The sequence below is a fragment of the Arenibacter sp. P308M17 genome (assembly GCF_003426735.1).
Lineage (GTDB): Bacteria > Bacteroidota > Bacteroidia > Flavobacteriales > Flavobacteriaceae > Arenibacter.
The window spans coordinates 207,353-224,887 of the sequence record NZ_QVON01000005.1; the positions used below are offsets into that span (position 1 = coordinate 207,353).

Here is a 17,535-nt window from a genome sequence, read left to right on the forward strand (position 1 = left end):
GATGTAAAATGAAAACCGCGACCCAAATAAAACTACGACAATTGGCCATCATTATGCTCTTTTGGCTTTTTTTAGGTTTTACCATTGCGGTTTACGACCACCTGCAACTTCACACCTACTATTCCTTGGGACCTTCGCCAGAGTATTCCTTTTGGAACTCGGTCATCCGGAATATGGTGCCGGGGTTTATCGGGGCCCTGCTGGGCGGTAGTCTTTTGGTGTTCTATGTGAACGAAAAGTTTAGGGACAAGCCCTATGGCCAAACCATTGCGTTCGTCGGGATATGCTTTGTACTCATTGTCGCATTCATCACAGTGGTCATGGCCGTTTCCATGGTGCCTATCCGAACGGGAAAACCGTTATCGGATCCCGAGACACAGCAAGCTTTCATGGAATTTATTACGGACCCCTATCCCTTAAAAAATGCATTGGTCTGGGCCTTTATCGTAGAGTTCACCCAACTTATGCTCCAGATAAATAGTAAGTTTGGCCACCGAACCTTTTGGAACATCCTTCGTGGACGCTACAACACCCCAAAAGAGGAAAAACGCATTTTTATGTTCCTTGACCTTGATGACTCCACCACTATGGCCGAAAGTTTGGGCAACGAAAAATATCATAGTTTGCTAAAGGATTTCTTTGCCGATATAACCGACCCGATCATTGAAAACAAGGGCAATATTTACCAATATGTTGGTGATGAAGTGGTCGTGGCCTGGGATTATAAGGAAGGTATTGAAGCGCAGCACTGTCTGAAATGTTTTTTCGACATCAAGACTATCTTGGCCGGTAAAGGAAACCATTATAAAGAACAATATGGCCGGGTTCCCTCTTTCAAGGCGGGTTTCCATTCCGGTAATGTGGTGGCGGGCGAAGTGGGTATCGTCAAAAGGGACATTACCTATTCCGGGGATGTGCTGAATACTACCGCCCGTATTCTCGGAAAGTGTAGCGAACTGAAGGAGGAAATTCTGGTAAGTTCCGATTTGTTGTCCCTATTGAACATCGGCAAGGAATATAAAAGCCAGTTGTTGGGAAATGTCGCTTTAAAGGGGAAAAGCAGGGAGGTTTCCATTCATGCGCTTTCAACGGCATAGTGGCGAGTGCATTGATTCTAATTTTGATAGATACTATATTTGGCGGAATACACCCCTTTAACCGCCGTTTTCACACCCGCTTGCCAAAGGATTTTCTTCTAAATTTGTATAAATAAGTAAAGAACCTATTGAGTCCGTGTCGGGTTTGTTCTATTTTAATGGATTTGATTTCGGAATTTTTGGGGCTGAAAAACAACGTACAATAACCATATTAAAACAACCTATTATGAAGAAAAACAAGATTATTTTTTGGGTAGCAACGATTATCATTTTCCTGTTTGAAGGAATGATGCCATTAGGCACTTTATTGTTTGCACCTGAATATGCTACAGCGGGGACCGAACCATTGGGGTACCCCGGTTACTTTGCCCATGCCCTGATTATTTGCAAAGTGTTGGGAGCAACGGCCTTGGTCATACCCAAATTGCACCCGACAATCAAGGAATGGGCGTATGCAGGATTAACGTTCAACCTTGTTTTCGCATTTATCAGCCATGCCGTGGTGGACGGTAACATTGGATATATGGCGATGCCCGTTGTAATCGGTGCCATACTTGCCATTTCGTACATATACACTGGTAAAATCAAGACCCATGGCTAAAACGGACTATAAATCAATTGACGGGTACCACAAAGTATTTCCAAAAGAAATACAGGATAGGATGCAATCCATTCGCGAGGTCGTCCACCAAATAGCACCGGAAGCGGAAGAAGTGATCAGCTATCAAATTCCCGCATTTAAAATCGGGAAAAAATACCTGATATACTATTCGGCCTATGCCAAACATATTTCATTAGCAAATCCGTGGAGCGAGGCATTTTTGAAAACGTTCGCAAAAGAATTGGTAGGGTTGAAAGTAACCAAATCCGTGATACAGTTTCCGAATGACAGACCGTTGCCCTTGAACTTTATAGAACGGATCGTGAAGTATAGAAAAAAAGAAACATTCTCCTAACATCAATAAAAATGAAAAAAAAGATTCTTTTTATCCTAGCCCTCTTGTTCGGGTTAATGTTCATCAATGCAGGATTGGACAAGTTTTTTCACTACATGCCCGTTCCGGAAGATATGCCTGAGGAAACCCTTAAGGAATTCGAAGCATTAATGCAAATCGTTTGGCTATTACCTTTGATCGCGGTCGCCGAGATCGTAAGCGGCCTATTGATCATTTTTACCAAGACAAGGGCCTTGGGAGCATTGGTCATACTACCGGTCATGATAGGCATCCTCCTGACCAACATTTGTGGGGAACCCAGTGGATTGGTCCTTACCCTTCCAATGGCCGCAATTTTGGGTTGGATATTATATGACAACCGGCATAAATACAGCCCGTTGTTCGGATAATAAGAAAACATGTAAATTTAAATAAATTAGAAATAATAACTAAAAACAAACATTATGTCGAACAATAGCGTAACACTACACAGGGTGCTGACTGCGTCCCCCGAAAAAGTATTCAAGGCCTTTTCCAACGAAGATGCCATGGCCTTTTGGCTGCCCCCATTCGGATTTACCTGCAAAGTGCATAAGTTGGATTTCAAAACCGGAGGTACCCATAAAATGTCCTTTACCAATTTTACGACGGGCAACGGACATTCGTTCGGGGGGGAATATCTAGAAATCAAGCCCAACGAGCTCATCCGATACACCGACAAATTCGATGACCCCAATCTGCCCGGGGAGATGACCGTCACGGTTAGGCTGACCAAGGTTTCCTGTGGTACCGACCTTCATATCGTACAGGAAGGCATCCCTGAGGTCATTCCTGCGGAAATGTGCTATCTGGGCTGGCAGGAATCCTTGGAAAAACTGAAAAAACTGGTGGAGCCGGAGATTCCGGATGCTTGAAAGTATCGGGTTCCCCATGAACACGGGTACATCCCTTTTTTATTTAAAACCTATAAAATGATACCATTCGATTCAAAAGTGGACGGGTACATCTCCAAATCAGAAGATTTCGCAAAACCCATATTGGAACATTGGCGGCAACTTGTCCACGTTACCTGTCCCCAAGTGGAGGAGGCCATTAAATGGGGCATTCCCCATTTTGATTACCAAGGGGATTTTATGTGCGTGATGGCTTCTTATAAAAAACATTGTTCGTTTTCATTCATAAAGGCAGAATTAATGGGCGACCCCCGATTGAAAGGGAGTAAGAACCAAAAACCTATTAAAAGGTTTTTGGGGAAGATCACTGATATTTCGGAATTACCACCCGAGCGGGAATTCCAAGCCATGCTGAAAGAGGCGATGGCCCTAAATGAAAAGGGAATAAAAAGCGAACGGCCGAAATCGGATAAACCCAAAACCATCGAGGTACCGGATTATTTTGCCAAGGAATTGGAGGCCAGCCCAAAGGCCAAGGAAGTTTTTGAATCAAAAACCCCTTCTTTCCGCAAAAACTATTTGGTCTGGATAACGGGCGCTAAAACGGAAGCAACCCGACAACAGCGAATAGAACAATCTTTGGAATGGATAGCCGCAGGAAAAGACCGGTTTTGGCAGTATAAAAAATAATGTCGAATACAACTAAAAGAACCTGTACAAAGGGGCATGACTATTACAAAAGTAGCGACTGCCCCACTTGTCCGGTCTGTGAGGAAGAGCGCAAACCGAAGGACGGTTTTCTCTCACTGCTCCCCGCACCCGCAAGGCGGGCACTGGAAAGTAAAAACATTACAAGTCTAAACGAACTTTCCAAGTTCAGTGAAGATGATATTTTGAATTTGCACGGTATAGGGCCAAGTTCCATCCCAAGGCTTCGAAAAGCATTGGAGGAAAAAGGATTGTCGTTTAGCAAAGGATAAACATGGGGTTTTAAGAACGAATAAAGTCAAATAGCATTGTACAAATTTAAGGCAAAACTGGAAATAATCGGAATCAACCCCTTTGTATTTGTCCCTGATGTAATCCTGAACGAGCTGTTCGGGCAAGTGGGAAAGGATAAAGGGCCTATTCCCATCAGTGGTTCGGTAAATGGTGAAAAGTACATACAGACGCTGGTCAAATATCGGGGGGAGTGGAGGTTGTATGTAAATACTAGGATGTTGAAAAACTCCCCGGATCGAATCGGGGAAATGTTGGAGGTTACCGTAGCGTTCGACCCGTCCGAGAGAACGGTGGACCCCCATCCTAAATTGTTGAAGGCCCTCAAAGAAAATCCGGAGGCCAAAAAGGTGTTCGATGCCCTGCCTACCTCAAGGCGAAGGGAGATCATAAAGTATATTTCCTTCCTGAAAACCGAAAAAAGCATTGAAAAGAATGTTGCCAGGGCGATTGGGTTCCTCCTTGGGAAAGAGCGGTTTATTGGAAGGGACAGGCCATAAATTGCACTTGCCACCAATCTTTTTTCAAAAATAAATATTGCAAAAAAATAAAATTTTCTTAAAAATATTTTTAGTTGTGTTATATATTTCTAACTTTGTGTTAGAAAAACATAACTTTTAATTTTTTACAAATGAAATCTGCAAAACTTTTATTCCTATGCGGGCTAGTGGGTACGATAGCGTTCAGTTTCTCGTTTTATAAGTTGTCCACCTTCATAGCCTTGGAGACCGCCCATTATTTCGTTTTTGCCCTGGTGCTATTGACCATGATCGTCAGTACCCTGTTCTATTTCAAAAGGCTTCGGGACGAGCTGAAGGGCATACCTGCCGATGACGAATTTTCCCTTGCATTGAGCAGGAATGCGGCGCGTAATTCATTTCCCTATTCCTATGGATTATGGGTCGTAATACTCATTTTTGCCATGTTTTCAGGCCAGAATGTAATCCCGATCGGTGTGGGAATCATAGGTATGGCCCTTATTTACGCCCTTTTCTGGTTGTACCATAAGGAGAAGGGGTTGAACAATGACTAACCGCATCAAGGAATTAAGGGCAAGGGACGGCCTAACACAAAAAGACTTGGCCCAAGCGGTCAATGTGCGTAGGGAAACCATTGTTTTCCTTGAACAGGACAAGTACAATCCCTCATTGAAATTGGCTTATGATATTTCACGGGTTTTCAAGATGGGTATTGAGGAAGTATTTCTGTTTAAAGATGAATTATAGTGTTATGTTAATGCCATTATGTTGGTTATTAAAACGCAAAATGATAAATTTGGATTGAAACCGGAATATCTTGGTTTTGTAAATAACCTGAATATCAATAGCTTTTTAAGATTAGTCAGCATACGATAATCATTATGGATTATGGAAAAAAGAATAGTGATAGTTGGAATAATTTTACTAACCACAAGTTTCGGATTTGGACAACATAGCTCTGAAAATTGGACTGAAAACGAATTAGCTCAATATTCAAAGCTAACCAAATTGGCAAATTACGTTTATAAGAAAGATCAATCTGAAATTCCAAGGGATAGTTTATTTAAATATTATATTTACTTCGACAACATACTAAATGATACGGTTGTTGAAAGGAAGGAAAAAAGAATTGTTGCTTTCGACAATCTTTTTTCTTTTTTTAGAAAAACCATAGACAGTATCGGAGTTCAGAATTTGGATGCAAAACCGGTAAGATTTTATAAAAATCATAAAATATATGAGCCTTTCAATGAGGAAAAGGCCGAATCGGAATTTGTTGATGGAGAAAAAATGTATACCAACGACGAGAATGTTTTTGCCTATTTTAAAAAGGAGGAACCGGAAAATCCTTTAGGGGTATTGTTATTTGATCCCGAAACCAACAAGTTACTTGCATGGATTCTGATAAATCAGCCCGGATATAGCTGGTTTTTAACTTTTAATCTCATGTAAAATTCTGTCTTGGCTTATATGATTTAACCCGATAATGTTAACCATAATTTAAAAAAATGGACGAATTAATTGAACATAGAAGTTGGTGGAAACGGAATTGGAAATGGTTTCTTCCTGTGTTTGGCATTTTGTTATTGTTGGTCGTATCTATCGGGACCTCACCAATAGGAACAAGAATTTCCAATATTGCAAAAGTTTATGTAGATCCCTACCTAATGGATAATGCCCTGTCGAAAGCCCATGAAAACAAGGAGGTTGTGGGAGTATTGGGTACCTTGGAACCCATTAATGCAATTGATATAATGCAAGGGATTGTGAACTATTCAAACAATGATACTACTATCGATATCTATGTTCAGGTCAAAGGTTCCAAGGGAAAGGGCAGAATGAGGGTTTTTGCGGATTGGAATAAGGATAAATGGAAATATAATAATATTTCAATTGTAGGCAAAAATCTTAAAGAACCGATTGTCGTTCTTGAAAATGAAGAATAAATCTGTAGGTAACGAGGTATTACCAAACCCGAATTTCATTATTCGGTATTATTGAAATTGCCAAATCCGATGATATTTCGTTCTTTAGTGCCAACCAATCCGTTTTATGTCTGTGTCCCTTAAGGATAACAAAAAAAATTCTCCAACTCCCGGTAGCGCGAGCGTCACGCTCGTCCGAACGGATACGGGCGGGCTCGTGCTGTAAAGAGCTCTACGAAACCTAATATACCAAGACCAATTATGCCTTTTCAATCCAACAAAATGAGATATAATCAATTATTCAAATCACTCGCTCTGGTTTCCTTGGGGATATTTTTGTCCCAATGTGGTGCCAATGATAAAAAAAATGATAGTGACCCGAAAAAAGAGGAAGACAGCAGGCCAAACATTGTGCTCATCATGGCCGATGACCTCGGATTTTCCGATCTGGGCTGCTACGGCGGGGAAATAAATACTCCAAACCTGGATAAGCTCGCAGCGAACGGATTGCGCTTTACCCAGTTCTACAATACATCCAGGTGCTGTCCTACCCGTGCCTCACTTTTAACGGGACTCTACAATCATCGGGCGGGTATCGGCCACATGACCACCGATACCGGCCAAGAGGGTTATCGGGGACATCTTACGGGGAATACGGTTACCTTGGCGGAAACCCTCAAAGTTTCGGGCTATCACACGGGTATGGTGGGGAAATGGCATGTTTCGAACACCTTGATCCAAGAAACTCCTGAAAAACAACTGAATTGGTTGAACCACCAAGAACAGCACGAACTGTTTTCACCCATAGAACAGTATCCGACCAAACGGGGTTTTGAGAAATACTATGGCAACATTTGGGGCGTAGTGGATTTTTTTGACCCTTTTAGTCTGGTGGACGGTACCGAACCGGTCAAGGAAGTCCCCAAGGATTATTACCATACGGATGCCATAAACGACACGGCTTCGGTATATATTAAACAGTGGAGCAGGAAAGACAGGCCGTTTTTTCTTTATGTGGCACATACTGCCCCGCATTGGCCGCTCCATGCGCTTCCCGAGGATATAGAAAAATATGGGAATACCTATAAGGTGGGGTGGCAGGCCATAAGGAAACAGCGGTACGAACGCATGACCAAATCCGGATTATTGGATCCGGACAAGTACCTTTTAACAAAAAGGTTTGGGGATGAACTGCAATGGGAAGACAACCCGCACAAGGAATGGGACGCCCGGGCCATGGCAGTCCATGCAGCCATGATAGACCGAATGGACCAAGGGATAGGCAGGATCATCAGCACATTGAAGGAAACCGGGGAACTTGAGAATACCCTGATCGTTTTTCTAAGTGATAATGGGGCCAGTTACGAAGACAGTATGCGGTATGGACCCGGATTTGACAGGCCCAGCCAAACAAGGGATGGTAGGCCTATCGCATATCCTGTGGGCAAGGATGTGATGCCGGGACCGCAGACCACATTTGCGTCCATTGGAAAGCGATGGGCCAATGTATCCAACACCCCCTTTGGTTATTGGAAAATGGAGTCCTTTGAGGGAGGTGTCCATACCCCTATGATCGCCCATTGGCCCAATGGAATCCGGGACAAAGGGGGCTTTTCGGATCAGATTGGCCATGTAATGGATTTTATGGCGACATTTTTGGATGTGGCCCATGCCTCTTACCCCCAATCTTATGCCGGTAATGAAATTTCTCCCATGGAAGGCAAAAGCCTGGTCCCAATTTTTTCGGGAAAGACCCGTACCGGCCATCCATTTCTTTTTAATGAACATGAAGGGGGACGGTCCGTCCGGACGGCCGATTGGAAATTGGTAACACCTGATGCCAAGGAACCATGGCAATTGTTCAAGATTAGCGAGGACCGATCAGAGACCCAAAATGTGGCCGACCAATATCCCGGGGTGGTGCAAAATTTGGACAGCCTCTGGAATGATTGGGCCGTGAAAAACAATGTGTTTGGAAAACCACAGGGAAAGTGAAAGGAATTCAATACTCTATTAGGGGGAAGAAAAATGAATGAAAGCTTTTGATAAAAACCATAAAAATGAAATACACTGCTCTATATTTGGTCATGTTTGTCAGTGCCATGCAATTGAGGTCACAGCAAGGCCAAGAACTATTTTTTGCGGATCCGACCGTATATGTTGATGAGGGCAAATACTACCTTACCGGAACCGGCGGAAGCAGGGGAGGACCGGCGGGATTTTCTGTTTTGGAATCCACGGACCTGAAGCACTGGGCCTTACCTGAAGGCGCCAAGGTGCATATGCTCTTGACGAAGGGAGGGCATACCTATGGCACCGAAGGCTTTTGGGCACCGCAAATATTCAAAGGAAGAGACAGCTATTATTTGACCTACACGGCCAATGAACAAACGGTACTGGCCCGATCAAAATCTGTTTTGGGCCCTTACCAACAAAAGCAAGTAGGTCCTATCGATGGATCGGAAAAGAATATCGACTCCTTCATTTTTAGGGATGATGACGGCAAGCATTACCTCTACCATGTGCGTTTTAATAATGGCAACTACCTCTGGGTGGCCGAGTTGGATATGGAAAAGGGAAAAATGAGGCCGGAGACCCTAAAGAGGTGCTTTGGCCAAACGGAACCTTGGGAGGCCACTCCGGCCTATAGGTCGGTACCCATTATGGAAGGGCCTACCGTTATCAAGCTGAAGGACAAGTATTATCTGTTTTACTCGGCCAATCATTTCAGGAACGTTGATTATTCCGTGGGCTATGCGGTTTCCGATTCCCCCTATGGCCCTTGGGTCAAGCAAAAGGACAGCCCTATCATCCACCGTTCCATTGTGGGGGAAAACGGTTCGGGGCACGGGGATCTATTTCAAGGACCGGGCGGCCAACTATATTATGTGTACCATGTCCATTTTGATGATAAACAGATAAGCCCAAGAAGGACAAGGATAGTTCCCGTTACAAAGCAATGGGATCCAAAAGAAGGACTCTATAAGTTTAGGTTGGAAGAAAACAGTATTATTGTACCTGTACTGTCCAAATAGAGTGATTTGGATAATTGGAACAACAAGCCTGTGGGTTCCGGTTTATTAATAGCGAATGGAATGAAAAACAAGAACATCAAGAAATTGGCATTGTTGTGCTGCTCCTGTCTTATCGGCCTAAACGCCATGGCCCAACAACAGAAAAGGCCCAATATTATCCTTATACTAACGGACGATATGGGCTATGGGGACATCAGTTGTTTTAACGGCGGCGACTATGTAAATACCCCCAATATAGACAGAATGGCGGCGGAAGGGACAAAAATTATGCAATATTATAGCGGTTCCCCCATCTGTTCCCCTTCCCGCGTAAGCATATTGACCGGGATGCATCCCGCCAATTGGAACTTTACCACCTTTTTGAACGATAGGCAGAGCAATTTGGAAGCCGAGCAGGCAAACTATCTTAATGTGCATGCACCTTCCATGGCCAAAATATTCAAGGATGGGGGCTATGCCACAGGCCACTTTGGAAAATGGCACATGGGGGGAGGTCGCGATGTATTGGACGCTCCCAATTTTGACCGCTATGGTTTTGATGAACATATAAGCACCTATGAAAGCCCGGCCCCTGATCCACAGATTACGGCTACCGATTGGATCTGGTCGCCACAGGATAGTATAAAACGTTGGGACAGAACAAAATACTTTGTTGATAAAACGCTGGATTTTCTCAAAAGGAACAAAGAGCGTCCCTGTTTTGTAAACCTTTGGCCGGATGACATGCACACACCCTGGGTGCCAGGGGCCGGAACGCGCCATTCAGGCAAGTTTCCCATGGACCCCACGGAGGAAAAGGCATTTAAGATGGTCCTGGATACCTATGACAAACAGATGGGAAGATTGTTGGACGGCCTCAAGGAACTTGGCATGGAAGAGAACACTATCTTGATCTTTACAAGTGACAATGGCCCCTTGCCCAGCTTTAGGGGAAGTAGGTCGGCAGGTCTTCGCGGTACCAAGCTTTCGCTGTATGAAGGAGGCATCCGCATGCCTTTCATCATCAAATGGCCGGGACATGTACCCATGGGAAAAACGGATAATAGTTCCGTAATCAGTGCTACGGATCTGCTTCCCAGTTTGGCCGCCATGGCAGGGATAGGGCTTCCCCCGAACTATAAAGGGGATGGGGAAAATAGGCAGGGCGTTTTCTTGGGAATCCCCTCGGAGAGAAAGGGCGATATTTATTGGGAATATGGCAGAAATTCCTATGGCTTCAACTATCCAAAACAGGAGAACTACAAAAGTCCGAACCTTGCCATAAGGTCGGGCCAATGGAAACTACTTGTAGATTATCGCAAGAACAATGTGGAGCTTTACAATATGGAAAAGGATAAATTTGAAACCCAAAATGTATCCGGACAACATCCTTCCCTGGTAAAGGACCTCAAGGAAAGACTATGGACCTGGAGGATGTACTTGCCCGTGCTTACCCCGGAAAGGATGAACCCCAAGTAGCAGCGGGGATAAAGAGGATTAATCCCATAGCATTGTAAGTGCAGAAACGTCACCGCTTAGTTCAATGGCGAATCCCAAAAAAAACTGCGTTTTTGGCCTACAAATCCAATCCTATGATGTTTTACCCTTTATTTTATTACTGATAGTTCAAGGCCTACGAGATGGTTTTAACGCCGGATTAAGAACTGGTTTATTCCTATTCTTAATAATTTCTGTTGGAATTTTATACTATGGAAAAGATATTTTGAAATTGATAAAATAGACGTTGAACAATGTGATATATAAATAATTGTTAGTTTTTAGCTAACTAATTTTAGTTGCCTAGCTTCTGATTTTCCATCGGAAAATCTTAGTAAAATTCAGGATGTAATTAAAAAAAGCATTTTCTAACAACCAACCCCTGTACTGGTCACAACCTGTTCCGAAAAACCTGAGACCCCCAACAAGCCCAGCGCTATTATAACCAAACCCTAGCCCAGTTTGCCATTACTATAGGCACTGCCAATTTTTAATATATTCCTGTAATAAGTACCAAACTTTCCGTTTTAATCAGTGCCACTTCAGGAAAACAAAGCAATAATTGGCCTGACCAAAGCAAAATAAAGGTATTCAGTATACCGTCCATAAGTATTGGAAATAAAGAATTCCCTCCTTGATTAGCTCCATTTTTCGCATAATTACCCAATACCCAAAAATTGTAATTCATCCCTCATTTTACCGATTGAAACTTAAAAATTAGTTAATTAACTATAAAAATAGTTTTATAACTGAAAAAATAGTTTTATGTTTGATAAAAATAATACCCGTATGGAGAAATTGACCAATAAGGAAGAAGAAGTGATGAAAGTGCTTTGGAAACTTAAAAAAGCTTTTGTCAAAGAAATTTTGGCCGAAGTGAAAGGTGAAAAGCCCCACTACAACACCATGTCCACCCTAGTGCGGCAACTGGAAGAGAAAAAATACGTGGACCATGAGGCCTTCGGGCATACACATAGGTACTATCCCTTGGTCAGCAAAGAGGAGTATCGCGCAAAGTTTATCAATTCCACTATCTCCGACTATTACGAGAATTCCTATAAAAGTCTGGTGTCCTTTTTTGCCAAGGAAGAAAAAATATCCATAGCGGAGTTAAAGGATATTATTGCCGCCATCGAAAAGAACAAATAACATGGAACAGTTTCTTATCTATCTTTTAAAGTCCTCTGGCATCACTGCTCTTTTTCTGTTGTTCTATGTGCTACTGCTAAGACGGGAAACCTTTTTTAAGGCGAACCGAATATATCTAATGGTAGGCTTGGGACTATCCATTGTGCTCCCCCTTATGGTCATCACCAAAACCGTTTGGCTGCAACCTACGCCCATAAATCCGAGCAATATGGAAAATTTTGTGATGGCACCTCTAAGCAAGGAAACTCCTTTGGATTGGTTTTCGCTCTTATTTTATGGGTATATCGCTGGCGTATTCCTATTTATGATGCGATTTGCCATCCAACTGCTATCGCTCTACAGGTTGATTTCAAATAGTATTACGTTTAAAGATGGAAAGTTCATTAAGGTAGAAACCAACAAAAATGTTTCTCCATTTTCTTTTTTTAGATATGTGGTTTATAATCCAAATCTACATAGCCCCTCGGAACTGCATACCATTTTGTTACATGAAAGGATCCATGTACAAAGAAATCATTCCCTGGATATTGTTGTGATGCACCTGTTTACCATTTTTCAATGGTGCAATCCCTTTATTTGGTGGTATAGGGCCAGTATGGACAACAATCTGGAATATATGGCGGACACCGAAACCATTGCCCTCAATACCAATAGGACGGAATATCAATACCTATTGTTAAGAACAGGGGTTGGTGAAAGGCATTACTCCTTGGTTACCCCATTTTTTAACTCATCCATCAAAAAACGAATCAACATGCTGAACAAAAACAGATCGAACCGAAAAAACGAAATCAAGTATACGTTAATGTTGCCCTTTCTTATGGCATTCATCTTCATGTTTAATATTAAGACAGAGGCCAGGGTAAAGGCATTAAACCAGTTATCATCGCCTATTGAAAGTACAGAAGCTCAATTAAAAACATTGAACCCTTTATTAATACCCTTTGGAACGTTAAAGGATTCCATTCAAAAAGTATATCAAATAAAAAAAGGTACAACCGATATAGAATTGTCTGACATGGTCGATGAAATTGCAGGTCAGGGAGGGGTACTTAAAATAAAGGATTTAAAAAGAAACAAAACTGGACTGATTGCAAAGATTGCACTATCCTATAAAATCAATGATCAAGGATTTGTGTCTGGAAACTATCAAGACCCCAATGGAATTGAGACAATCTATTTTGGAAGAAGCAAAATCAATGGCCAATTTATTGTTGGTGAAAATGAAAAACGAGATGAGAAAATAATACTTTATGGCTCCCCAAAACCAAACTCAGGCCTAAATGAAGGACTGGAAAAGGTTAACAACTATGAGTACGGTGAAGTATTGTCCGGCACAGGGGTTCGGAAAGCAGAAGGAAATAATAAATCAACAGTGATAATCCATGATTCTCTTTCGGGCCACCCCTTAGCTATAGGTAGTGCCTCTGGGGTGAAATTGGATATTGGAGATCAGGATGATTCTTTAATACTCATGGATGGAAAGGAAATTTCAAAAAATGAAATGGACAAGATAGACCCAGAAACTATTAAATCCGTCGAGATATGGAAAGGTCCCAAATCGATCGAAAAATATGGCGACAAAGGGAAGGACGGGGTTATAGAGATTACAATGAAGAAAAACAATTCGAACCTTCCAGACAACCATCCTGGGGATGGCCACAAAGCAGCTTCCATTACCCTAAAACCCCATGACTCCATCAATGTCCGCCAAACGGGGACAGACAAAACCTCTGGGATAAAATTAAGGCCCGGAAAGGAAAACCCTTTAATCATCTTGGATGGAAAAGAGACCTCCAAAAGCAATTTCGAAAAAATAAAACCGGAAGATATTGAATCCGTGGTAGTACTAAAAGGCCAAAAAGCGATAGATAAATACGGGGATACAGCCAAAGATGGGGTCATTGAAGTTAAGACCAAAAGTGCCAATGCACATTCAGCGGAAGCAAAGGCCCAAAGTCCCTGGAAGGTGAGTGCTGGACCGAATATATCAGATCCAAACGGGAACCTTTTGGAACATTACGGACAAATGGACAAAATGGCGCCTTTGGAAAGTCGTTATCCGGATATCGATAAGGCGCTGATACTCATTAACGGGATACCTTCTGCCAAAAAGGATTTGGAACTGATTTCTGTAAATCAAATCAAGATGTTTTTTCCAATACCCGCAGCTAATAAAGAAGCCATTAAAAAATATGGGGACCAAGCAAAGAATGGGGTCATTGAAATTGTATTAAAAAAGGAATAATCCATAATACTTTTGCAGGAAATCGGCACTCAGTAGCAATTGGCCATAGGAATTGGAAATCAAAATAATCCTTAGGTCATCTTCAATTCGTTTCATTAGTGGCCCGGTCAAGGTTTAAATTATTCGTAGATTTATGCTTGATCGGGCACTAAATCATTGAAAAAACTATTTTGAAATTGTTAACCCAAAACTATGACCACCGTATATATATCACAAACACACTTCCCATAAAATTCCCCGGCTTGTCGCTAAATATTATATAGAAATATATATCTTTAAGTCAAGTATGTCAGGGAAAACCCATGGGACGTCCAAATGGAATTATGGATAGCATTTTTATAATGGCGTTGGAGCATCCAAATCCCGCTAAATGAATAAATTTAAGGACCATATCATCCATTTTTTCCAATCCGTTCATACCGGGTGTTCCCTTATCATTTTATTAATTTCCATTGGCGGTTTTTCACAGAAGTATAATGGCAATCTAGACACATCCGTAGCGGAAAAGATTTACCTGCAACTCCATTCCAATGCCTATGCCATGGACCAGGACATATGGTTCAAGGCCATTGTTACCGGCACGGAAAACCATATGCCCTCCAAACTAAGTCGCTTGCTCTATGTAGACCTCATTGGGCCCAATGAACAAATTGTTGCACATAGATTGGTGAAGCTTGAACAGGGTATCGGCAATGGCGCCTTTGAGCTCCATAAGAACATGCAGCCAGGGCGTTATTTGATCCGTGCCTATACCCAATGGAACCGAAATTTCGGGGACGATTTTATGTTCAAGGCCTATGTGGACCTTTATGCCCCGGCCCAAAACGATAAGGACCCCATTGAAGACTTGACCGTAACGGAAAAGGAGGACGGAGGTTGGACCTTGACCGGCCGGTTCCTGCCACAGGTATTGGAGAGTGAAGGCGAACGGCAGATCCAGGTATATCTGGACTGGGGCAAGGGCAAGGATACGATCACGGTCAACAGGAAGGGCAGGGACCTATATCCCTTGTATTATGAAATCCCGGAAAAATTGGATTGGGTTACGCTCACCTTGGACACGGGACAAAGACCTAGGCATACCAAGACCATAGTTCTGGACACTCCGCCCTTGGACCTACAGTTCTTTCCGGAGGGCGGTGAAATCATACATGGGTTCCGCAATAAAATCGGTTTTAAGGCAGTGGGTCTGGATGGAAATGGAAAGCAGGTCCAAGGCGAGGTTTTGGATGCCTCAGGCCAAAAGGTAACCTCTTTTAGGAGCAACCATTTGGGTATGGGTTTTTTCTTTCTGGATGCCGATAGCAGTACTTCCTATAGTGCAAACATTGTTTATACGGACAGCCTGGAAACGGAGGCAACCTATCCCTTGCCCAAAACGGTTTCCAAGGGGAGCATTCTATCTGTGGGCAGGGCCAGGGACAAGATCCGTATCCAAGTGGAATCCAACATCATAAACGACCGTGTTTTTGTAAAGGCCAGTTGTAGGGGATTGGATTATTATTTAATGGAAGGGCCTTTGCGGGATGGTCGCTTTGTCTACCAGATGCCGTCCAACAAGTTGCCGGAAGGTATCATCGTATTTACCCTGATGGATTCCAATAGGAATCCCTTGGCGGAACGCCTCTACTTTAACGAATCTGGAAAGGAGGGGCTGGATATATCTTTGTCCACGGACAATATACTTTATGGCAGGAAGGAACCTACCAAGCTCCATATTGAGGTTTCAGGAGAAGGTCTTGACCCAACGAACACCGACCTTTCCATTTTGGCCATAAACAGGGAACAATGGCACCAAGGCAAGGGAGGGACCATTCGTTCCTACTTTTTGCTGTCCTCCGAACTAAGGGGGGAGGTGGAAGAGCCCGACCACTACTTCAGGGAAGATGGGCCAAATAACTACAACGATCTGGATGCATTGCTACTGACCCAAGGGTGGCGCCGTTACAAATATCCAGTAAAGGGTCAGGGCGCTCGGTTCTATTGGCCCCAACCGGCACTCGAAGTAAAGGGTACCCTACGTTCGGGCTTTCCCAAAAGGGAACTTGTCAATGCTGCCGATATCTCCCTGGTCACCTTTGGCAAGGCACCTACTTTCTATTCCCAGAAAACGGACAGTATGGGTAGGTTCCATTTTTTATTGGACGATGCCTATGGCAAACGGATGAAGGTATTGCTCAATAGCAAGGACCAAGAGGGCAAAAAAAACAATTATAACATTTTGATGGATACCCTTAACCGTCCTAAAGTGGAGTATGAACCCATTATTTCCATGCAAAAAGTGGATCCCGTTGCCCGGGCCGTAGTATGGGCCCAATGGGAACGGCAAAAAACGGAGGCCATTTTCGATTCCCTTTATGGGGTAACCCAATTGGACGAAGTAGTGGTAGAGGGCTATCGGTTGACCCCTGAACGGCAGCAGGCGTACAAACAATTTGGGGAGCCGGACGTGGTCATAGAAGGGGATGTGCTGCGTTCCAAAGAAAGAAAATGGTCCTACGGCCTGTACAGTATCCTGATGTTCGAGTATGGAGACCAGATAACCATAGAGCAGTTCTCCGATGGCTTTATGCTGGCCCACATTAAAGGGGGGCGCAGGGAACCGACCTTGCTGGTGGTGGATGGCAAATTGCTGGCAAAGGAGCAGTATGAATTTGTGCCCCACATGCCTCCCGGCATAGTGGAAAGTGTGGAACTAATAAAATATGCCAAATTTTTTACCAAACAGTATCTGACCGTTTTTCCCGATACACATCCCTTGGAGGTACCCACTTTGGGCCATATCATTTCTGTCTATACCAAGGACGGGGTAGGCATCCATGGTACCGATAGACCTGCACCTGGCACGCTCGAATCTACCATGGCGGTCTTCTCCCCGGAAAGGGAATTCTATGCCCCCAAGTATAACGCACAGGAACCTGATAGTCAAAAACCTGATCTAAGATCATTGATCCATTGGTCTCCAAGCATAAGGACCGATCAAAACGGAAGGGCATCGGTCAGTTTTTACAATGGCGATATTGCGGGGGATTATATAATTGTTGTAGAGGCCATTTCCAAGGATGGGCGTATCGGGTACCAGGAAAAAATGTACCGTGTAGGGGAGGGGGATCCTTAGAAGGTGATGGTCCTATGGAAAACCGGGAACTTATAGTTGGGGTATAATGTTTTACTTACTAAGTGGGATTTAATCCCGTAACTCTATCGGGAGCTCCGACGCATGCCCACCTTTGCCGACTGCCATGTAATTTTTATCCACTACTTTTTGCCAACTGCAACTGCCAACTAAAAAGGCCCAC

At 43.3% G+C, this 17,535-nt stretch carries 18 protein-coding genes; all 18 read left to right on the forward strand.

Features of this window, described 5'->3' with window-relative positions; all coding sequences use genetic code 11:
- The first annotated feature begins 8 nt into the window (after window positions 1-8).
- A complete protein-coding gene (locus D0S24_RS13605) occupies window positions 9-1,097 on the forward strand; it encodes an adenylate/guanylate cyclase domain-containing protein (protein ID WP_117020576.1) in 1,089 nt (362 codons plus the stop codon).
- A 226-nt stretch (window positions 1,098-1,323) separates the two neighbouring features.
- Window positions 1,324-1,698 (forward strand): DoxX family protein, encoded by a 375-nt coding sequence (locus D0S24_RS13610; protein ID WP_117020577.1) that lies wholly within the window; start codon window positions 1,324-1,326, stop codon window positions 1,696-1,698.
- Window positions 1,691-2,053, forward strand: a complete 363-nt coding sequence (locus D0S24_RS13615; protein WP_117020422.1) for an iron chaperone — start codon at window positions 1,691-1,693, stop codon at window positions 2,051-2,053. The genes D0S24_RS13610 and D0S24_RS13615 overlap by 8 nt, the downstream gene beginning before the upstream one ends.
- 11 nt (window positions 2,054-2,064) lie before the next feature.
- Entirely contained in the window at window positions 2,065-2,442 is a 378-nt protein-coding gene (locus D0S24_RS13620; RefSeq protein WP_117020423.1) for a DoxX family protein, read from the forward strand.
- A 54-nt stretch (window positions 2,443-2,496) separates the two neighbouring features.
- Window positions 2,497-2,946, forward strand: a complete 450-nt coding sequence (locus D0S24_RS13625) for an SRPBCC family protein (protein ID WP_117020424.1) — start codon at window positions 2,497-2,499, stop codon at window positions 2,944-2,946.
- Between the two features lie 57 nt (window positions 2,947-3,003).
- Complete coding sequence (locus D0S24_RS13630) at window positions 3,004-3,615, forward strand: YdeI family protein (RefSeq protein WP_117020425.1); 612 nt, start codon at window positions 3,004-3,006, stop codon at window positions 3,613-3,615.
- Entirely contained in the window at window positions 3,615-3,905 is a 291-nt protein-coding gene (locus D0S24_RS13635) for an RNA polymerase alpha subunit C-terminal domain-containing protein (protein WP_117020426.1), read from the forward strand. Before D0S24_RS13630 ends, D0S24_RS13635 begins: the two co-directional genes overlap by 1 nt.
- A 36-nt stretch (window positions 3,906-3,941) precedes the next feature.
- Window positions 3,942-4,424, forward strand: a complete 483-nt coding sequence (locus D0S24_RS13640) for a YdeI/OmpD-associated family protein (protein WP_117020427.1) — start codon at window positions 3,942-3,944, stop codon at window positions 4,422-4,424.
- Window positions 4,425-4,555: 131 nt separating this feature from the next.
- Entirely contained in the window at window positions 4,556-4,957 is a 402-nt protein-coding gene (locus D0S24_RS13645; RefSeq protein WP_147321459.1) for a hypothetical protein, read from the forward strand.
- Entirely contained in the window at window positions 4,950-5,150 is a 201-nt protein-coding gene (locus D0S24_RS13650) for a helix-turn-helix transcriptional regulator (RefSeq protein ID WP_117020429.1), read from the forward strand. Before D0S24_RS13645 ends, D0S24_RS13650 begins: the two co-directional genes overlap by 8 nt.
- Before the next feature lie 141 nt (window positions 5,151-5,291).
- Window positions 5,292-5,855 (forward strand): hypothetical protein, encoded by a 564-nt coding sequence (locus D0S24_RS13655; protein ID WP_117020430.1) that lies wholly within the window; start codon window positions 5,292-5,294, stop codon window positions 5,853-5,855.
- A 56-nt stretch (window positions 5,856-5,911) separates the two neighbouring features.
- The gene (locus tag D0S24_RS13660) at window positions 5,912-6,349 is read left to right on the forward strand and encodes a cytochrome c oxidase assembly factor Coa1 family protein (RefSeq protein ID WP_117020431.1); all 438 of its coding nucleotides are present in this window, start codon (window positions 5,912-5,914) and stop codon (window positions 6,347-6,349) included.
- Between the two features lie 261 nt (window positions 6,350-6,610).
- Entirely contained in the window at window positions 6,611-8,323 is a 1,713-nt protein-coding gene (locus D0S24_RS13665; RefSeq protein WP_117020432.1) for an arylsulfatase, read from the forward strand.
- A gap of 65 nt (window positions 8,324-8,388) precedes the next feature.
- Window positions 8,389-9,363, forward strand: coding sequence for a glycoside hydrolase family 43 protein (locus D0S24_RS13670; protein ID WP_117020433.1), 975 nt, complete (start codon window positions 8,389-8,391; stop codon window positions 9,361-9,363).
- Window positions 9,364-9,423: 60 nt separating this feature from the next.
- Window positions 9,424-10,821 carry a sulfatase gene (locus D0S24_RS13675; RefSeq protein WP_117020578.1) on the forward strand — a complete coding sequence of 466 codons (1,398 nt, stop codon included), beginning with the start codon at window positions 9,424-9,426 and terminating at the stop codon, window positions 10,819-10,821.
- 807 nt (window positions 10,822-11,628) lie between these two features.
- On the forward strand, window positions 11,629-11,988 hold the full coding sequence (locus D0S24_RS13690; RefSeq protein ID WP_117020579.1) for a BlaI/MecI/CopY family transcriptional regulator: 360 nt from the start codon (window positions 11,629-11,631) through the stop codon (window positions 11,986-11,988).
- Between the two features lies 1 nt (window position 11,989).
- A complete protein-coding gene (locus tag D0S24_RS13695) occupies window positions 11,990-14,236 on the forward strand; it encodes a M56 family metallopeptidase (protein WP_117020436.1) in 2,247 nt (748 codons plus the stop codon).
- 370 nt (window positions 14,237-14,606) lie between these two features.
- Window positions 14,607-17,354: a hypothetical protein gene (locus D0S24_RS13700; RefSeq protein ID WP_117020437.1), complete on the forward strand. Its 2,748-nt coding sequence runs from the start codon at window positions 14,607-14,609 to the stop codon at window positions 17,352-17,354.
- The last annotated feature ends 181 nt before the right edge of the window (window positions 17,355-17,535 follow it).